5 protein-coding genes are annotated in these 5,179 nt (G+C 51.6%); 2 read left to right on the top strand and 3 right to left on the bottom strand.

Annotated features, from left to right (window positions below; genetic code table 11):
* Together ABNT28_RS09890 and ABNT28_RS09885 are read right to left on the bottom strand one after the other, a co-directional pair.
* Positions 1–1,316, bottom strand: a 1,316-nt coding sequence (locus tag ABNT28_RS09890; protein WP_348721499.1) for a DNA translocase FtsK 4TM domain-containing protein, incomplete at its 3' end; no start/stop codon positions are given.
* A 101-nt stretch (positions 1,317–1,417) separates the two neighbouring features.
* The gene (locus ABNT28_RS09885) at positions 1,418–2,644 is read right to left on the bottom strand and encodes an aminotransferase class I/II-fold pyridoxal phosphate-dependent enzyme (RefSeq protein ID WP_332924365.1); all 1,227 of its coding nucleotides are present in this window, start codon (positions 2,642–2,644) and stop codon (positions 1,418–1,420) included.
* Between the two features lie 279 nt (positions 2,645–2,923).
* Between ABNT28_RS09885 and ABNT28_RS09880 the strand changes: the two genes are divergently transcribed.
* On the top strand, positions 2,924–3,454 hold the full coding sequence (locus ABNT28_RS09880; protein WP_348721498.1) for an HAD family hydrolase: 531 nt from the start codon (positions 2,924–2,926) through the stop codon (positions 3,452–3,454).
* Positions 3,444–4,715 (top strand): FAD-dependent monooxygenase, encoded by a 1,272-nt coding sequence (locus ABNT28_RS09875; protein WP_332924367.1) that lies wholly within the window; start codon positions 3,444–3,446, stop codon positions 4,713–4,715. Before ABNT28_RS09880 ends, ABNT28_RS09875 begins: the two co-directional genes overlap by 11 nt.
* A gap of 8 nt (positions 4,716–4,723) precedes the next feature.
* On the opposite strand, the gene ABNT28_RS09870 is transcribed toward ABNT28_RS09875, so the two are convergent.
* A complete protein-coding gene (locus ABNT28_RS09870; RefSeq protein WP_332924368.1) occupies positions 4,724–5,089 on the bottom strand; it encodes a DUF971 domain-containing protein in 366 nt (121 codons plus the stop codon).
* Between the last annotated feature and the right edge of the window lie 90 nt (positions 5,090–5,179).

The raw sequence follows: 5,179 nt of genomic DNA, 5'->3' as shown, positions 1-5,179 counted from the left end.
ATGCCCACAGATTTGCCTGATCCTGTTGTTCCGGCAACCAGCAAATGCGGCATTTTGGCCAGATCGACAACAATCGGCACACCCGCAATATCCTTACCCAACGCCATCGGCAGGGCATTGTTATTTTCCCGCCAGACCGCACTATCCAGAATATCGCGCAAAATCACCGTTTGCCGGTCTTCATTCGGTAATTCGATGCCAATCACATTCTGACCCGGCACAACCGCAACACGCACCGATATCGCGCTCATGGAACGGGCAATATCATCCGCCAGCGAAATCACCCGTTGCGACTTTGTGCCTGGTGCCGGATTCAGATCATAGCGCGTGACCACGGGACCATAGCGTACATCGGCAATATTACCTTTGACGCTGAAATCGGACAGCACGGTTTCCAGCATGCTGGCATGTTCCTGCAAAACGGCTTTGGCTGGTGCCGACGCGCTTTTGCCTGGCGCCTGCAACAGCTTTTGTGGCGGTAGCTTGAATCCTGTGGCGGCGTCAAAATCAAGCACTGTCTGCTGGCCTTTATCACCTTTGGCCTTACGTCCAGCGGTTTTGGCTTCGGTGTCATCGACGCTGGCTCCAGCTACCAACACAGGTTCCTGACGGGTTTTCTTATCCCGTTTCGGCTTTGCCTTTTTTGCTGGCTTTACGGCATTTTCATCACGCGCAACCAGCGTGCCCACCCCGCCAAATATGCTTTTTACGATGCCTGTTATACGGGCGGTCACACGTCCTAGACCCAGCCATTGCTGGCGCGATAACGCGGCTGACCATAGCCAGCTCCAGACTCCAAAAACCCCAAAAGCCAGACCCAGATAATGTTCTGTTCCAAAGCCCATAAATTCTGGCAGGGGATCGATATATTGCAGTGACCATCCCAGCAACAGCGCGCCTGCTGCCCCGCCAAGCGCGGTTGCCCCGCCCCCTGCCAGCCCCTGTATCGCCGCCGCCAGCAAAATCAGACATAGCGGTGCCATAAAGAAACGGATGCGGAAATGGCTAATGACCCGCTTGCGGATCAAACGCGCGCCCCACAATATTGGTATTGCGGCCAAAGCAAAGGAGGCCAGACCAATCGCGCTTAGCAAACCAGATGATAAATTTGCCCCAATCGGGCCCAGCCAGTTGCGAACAATCGCATTTGACGCTGTGCTCCATGACGGGTCGCCACTATGCGCGCTGGCAAGCGCGGCCATAACCAGACATCCCAGCACAAACAGGCACAGGCCAACAAGCTCCATCAGACGATGCTGAAGAAAACGGGCAACCGCCGAGGATAAAAGTGGTTTCTTTTCGGTTTCGTCCTGCATGTCTATGCTGATAATTCCATTCTTGTTTTGACCCGTAATGTATAATCATCGGTATTTATAGTCACCCGAATATTACAGGCATGCACCATTGGTGCCTATGTCTAATGCGCCTGATATAATGTGGCAATGCGCGCTAATGCCTGATCGATCACTGCATGTTCATGCACCAATGCCAGCCGCACAAACCCGCGCCCCGGATTACCTGCAGCTGTTTCTACGCCCATATATGATCCGGGAATAGCCTTTACCGCCTGTTCAGCCATCAATCTTTTTACAAATTCTATGTCATCCTCAACCGGTAACCACAAAAAGAAGCCACCCTGTGGGGCGGCAATCCCAAGATGCTGTTCGGCTAGGGCAAAAGAATGGTCATAATGTGCCCTAATTTTGGCAACATGCGCTTCATCTGCATATAGATCGCTGGCAATTTCCAATAATGGCGTCGGCACCAGCGAACCACCATTGCCAATCAGCTTCAAATACAGCCCGATCACCGTACGGTCGCCAGCCATGAAACCGGCTCTAATGCCTGCCGCCCCTGACCGCTTCGACAGTGAATTCAATATCACCATATTACGCAGGGGATCATTACGCTGGGGATCATTACGCTGGGGATCCGGAGCAGACCCTCCAGCCGCCAGTGCCGCCGCCGCTTCCAATAAGCCAGTTGGCGGCGACCCACGCCAAATATCGGCATAGCATTCATCCAGCACCAACAGAAAATCATATGTTCGCGCAAGGTCAAGCGCTGCTTTCAGATAGTCAATATCCATGACACAGCCATGCGGATTGGTCGGGCTACACAGATACATGATCGTTGTGCGTTCATATATATCTGCGCTGATCGCGTCCAGATCAGGCAGAAAATTATGCGCCGCATCACTATTCATAAAGATAATTTCGCTACCGCTTGCCAGCCCACCTGCGCGCCAGGCGTGATAAAACGGATTTGTCACTAGCGCCACTGGATTGCGCTTTGTACCTTGCACCAGATTGCCCAGCATAAACAGCGGCTCGCGCGTTCCTGTCACTGGCGCGATGGCGCTATCAATATCAACCAGTCCAGCCGCCGCTGGCCAGCGGCGCGCGATATAATCACCAATGGTCGCACGAAATCGCGGCGTGCCGTTGGCTTTTGGATAAAACTGCCAGCCATCATTATATTTAGTGACACCATCGGTCAGAATTGATGATACTGGTAATTGTGGCTCACCAATCGACAGATCAAGCATATCCATATCTTGCGGCTGTTCCACATCAGCCAGCAACGCACGTAGCTGGACAAACATATTGCCATCAAAAACGGAATAATCGGGATTTAACTTCATCGTCGTGCCTCAAAACACCTAAATTCTGGGTCACGCCCATAACATCATGGACGCGATATAGTCGTAACGCATGCCACCCGAATGGGCAATCGTAGCCCCCGCCTGAATGGCTAATCGTAATATTTGTCAGAATATAACCTGTTTAAAGCACACCTCATATTATAGGATAAAGCAAAGATGATCTGGCGATCCACCAGCTATTGACTATATAATAAGGTAACAATGATTTAAAAATGACGTGAAACTGAACTGCGTCACCATCATAGATTTACGGACAGCATGTCACAAAAACCTGCCATCTTTATTGACCGCGACAATACGCTTACCCGCGATCATGGCTATACATGGGATATTGCCGACTTTGCATGGATCGATGGCGCGGTTGAGGCACTGCAATTATTTGCTGGTGCCGGACTGGATATATTTATTGTCACCAATCAAGGCGGTATTGGCCGGGGGTTTTTTACCGCGGCTGATATGCATGCCTTTCACGATCATTTACAAAGCGAACTGGCCAAAGCCAATGTCACCATTACCGATATTGCCTTTTGCCCGCATCATCCCTTGGCTGAGATTGAGAGTCTGAAAACCCCTTGTTCATGCCGCAAGCCCGCACCAGGCATGATTCTGGGCCTTGCCAAAAAATGGAATATTGATCTGCCACGCTCGGTGATGATTGGCGACCATGAAAAAGATGTCGAAGCTGGCCATAATGCAGGCTGTCATGCCTATCGTTTCGAAGGTGGAAATCTGGCATCCCTAGTACGGCATATTCTGCACCAACATTTCGGAGATAATCATGCCCGATAAAGCAGGGCAAAATAAAGCGGCGCATGATCCCGGTTCAGCCGAAATTGTTATTGCTGGTGGTGGCCTGACGGGTCTGATGATGGCGATCACCTTGGCGCATACACCCTATAATGTAACGTTAATTGACCGATCATCCACGCGTCCGAAAACAGCCTCATCACCTAGCCTTGACCGCCGCACAACAACAATCCATGCGGCAGGTGCCCGCATGCTTGATTGCCTTGGTGTCTGGGCGCATCTTGCGGATAAGGCCGCGCCAATCTGGCATATGCACGTGGCCGAAGGTGCCGCCACCATAACAGCCAGCATGACCCCTAAAAGCGATTTTAACCTACATTGGTCGCATGATGATGCGCCCATGGCCTATGTCGTCGAAAACAGCCATCTGTTTGCCGCCCTAAAGCAACGCCTTACCGAGACCGACGTTACCTATATAGATAATAGCGCGATCAGTGACCTTGCCAACATTGGTAACAAGGCGCATTTAAAACTTACGTCTGGTATCGATATGTCATGCGATCTGCTGGTGGCCTGTGATGGTGCCAACAGCCCCTTGCGCACGCTGGCTGGTTTAAAAACGCGCACATCACCACATCGGCAATCGGCCATCGTCGCCGTGCTGAAAAGTGAAAAGCCACATGGTGATAGTGCCTTTCAACGGTTCCTCATCGGCGGGCCTATTGCCCTGATGCCGATGCCAGACAATCTGCTCTCGCTTGTCTGGACATTGCCCGCCGATGAAACTGACGCGCATATGGCAATGGATGACACCCAATTCGACATAGCTTGCAATGCCGCGTTTGGTCATGATCTGGGGTATCTTAACGTTGATAGCGATCGGCTGTTATGGCCATTGACACCATCGCTTAGTCTGTCACCAAAAAGCGCCAATATAGTGCTGGCAGGTGATGCTTTTCACGCGATTCACCCACTTGCTGGACAAGGTTATAATCTGGCGCTTGGCGATGCGGCCGTGCTGGCTGATAGCCTGACAGATGCGCATCACCGCGGGCTTACCGCTGGGCATCCATCGGTCTTGAGCGATTATACGGCCAATCGGAAAGTCGAAGTGCTGGCGATGAGCGGCGTGACAACAGTGTTGAATAATCTGTTTTTCAAAATGCCGCGGGGTCTGCGCCGGATCACTGGCATTGGCATGAGTCTGGTCAATGCCTCACCCTTGAAAATGGCACTTAGCAAGATTGCCGCGGGCGGGACGCTTAACAAGGCGTCCTTAATGCAAGGTAAATTACCCCGCTAGACATATGGCTATCGGGCCAGCCCTTCGGCCACCAGCCGCGCTTCATAATTCTGCATCAATTCGTCTTTGCGCATACCATAGTCAAACAGCAAGGCCCAGCTGAACAGCCCTGTATTATGGCCGTCATCAAACGCCAGACGCACCGCATAATTGCCGACAGGTTCGATATCCCTGATCTGGACATTGCTTTTTCCGGCAGGTGTTTTTTTCTGATCTGGCGCATGCCCTTGCACTTCGGCTGATGGTGACTCAACCCGCAATAATTCGGCTGGTAGTGTAACAATATCGCCTGTATCAAACGAGATTGTCAGCATGTCCTTGGTCGATGACAGGCGAATTTCCTGTGGCAAAGGAAAGCTGGTTGGTGCAGTCATAAAATTATCTCCATATAAGCATCATCCGGCCATAAGCCGAAAGATGATCGCGGCATAAACAAACATCATCCGGCCATCATCTGGCCAGAA

It is taken from the genome of uncultured Candidatus Puniceispirillum sp. (assembly GCF_963979125.1).
Lineage (GTDB): Bacteria > Pseudomonadota > Alphaproteobacteria > Puniceispirillales > Puniceispirillaceae > Puniceispirillum.
Note: the sequence above shows the minus strand (reverse complement) of the source record. Positions and strands in the feature narration are given on the sequence as shown.

Coding starts and splice junctions, on each gene's coding strand:
- ABNT28_RS09885 (WP_332924365.1), bottom strand. CDS start 2,644: ATGAAGTTAAATCCCGATTATTCCGTTTTTGATGGCAATATGTTTGTC.
- ABNT28_RS09880 (WP_348721498.1), top strand. CDS start 2,924: ATGTCACAAAAACCTGCCATCTTTATTGACCGCGACAATACGCTTACC.
- ABNT28_RS09875 (WP_332924367.1), top strand. CDS start 3,444: ATGCCCGATAAAGCAGGGCAAAATAAAGCGGCGCATGATCCCGGTTCA.
- ABNT28_RS09870 (WP_332924368.1), bottom strand. CDS start 5,089: ATGACTGCACCAACCAGCTTTCCTTTGCCACAGGAAATTCGCCTGTCA.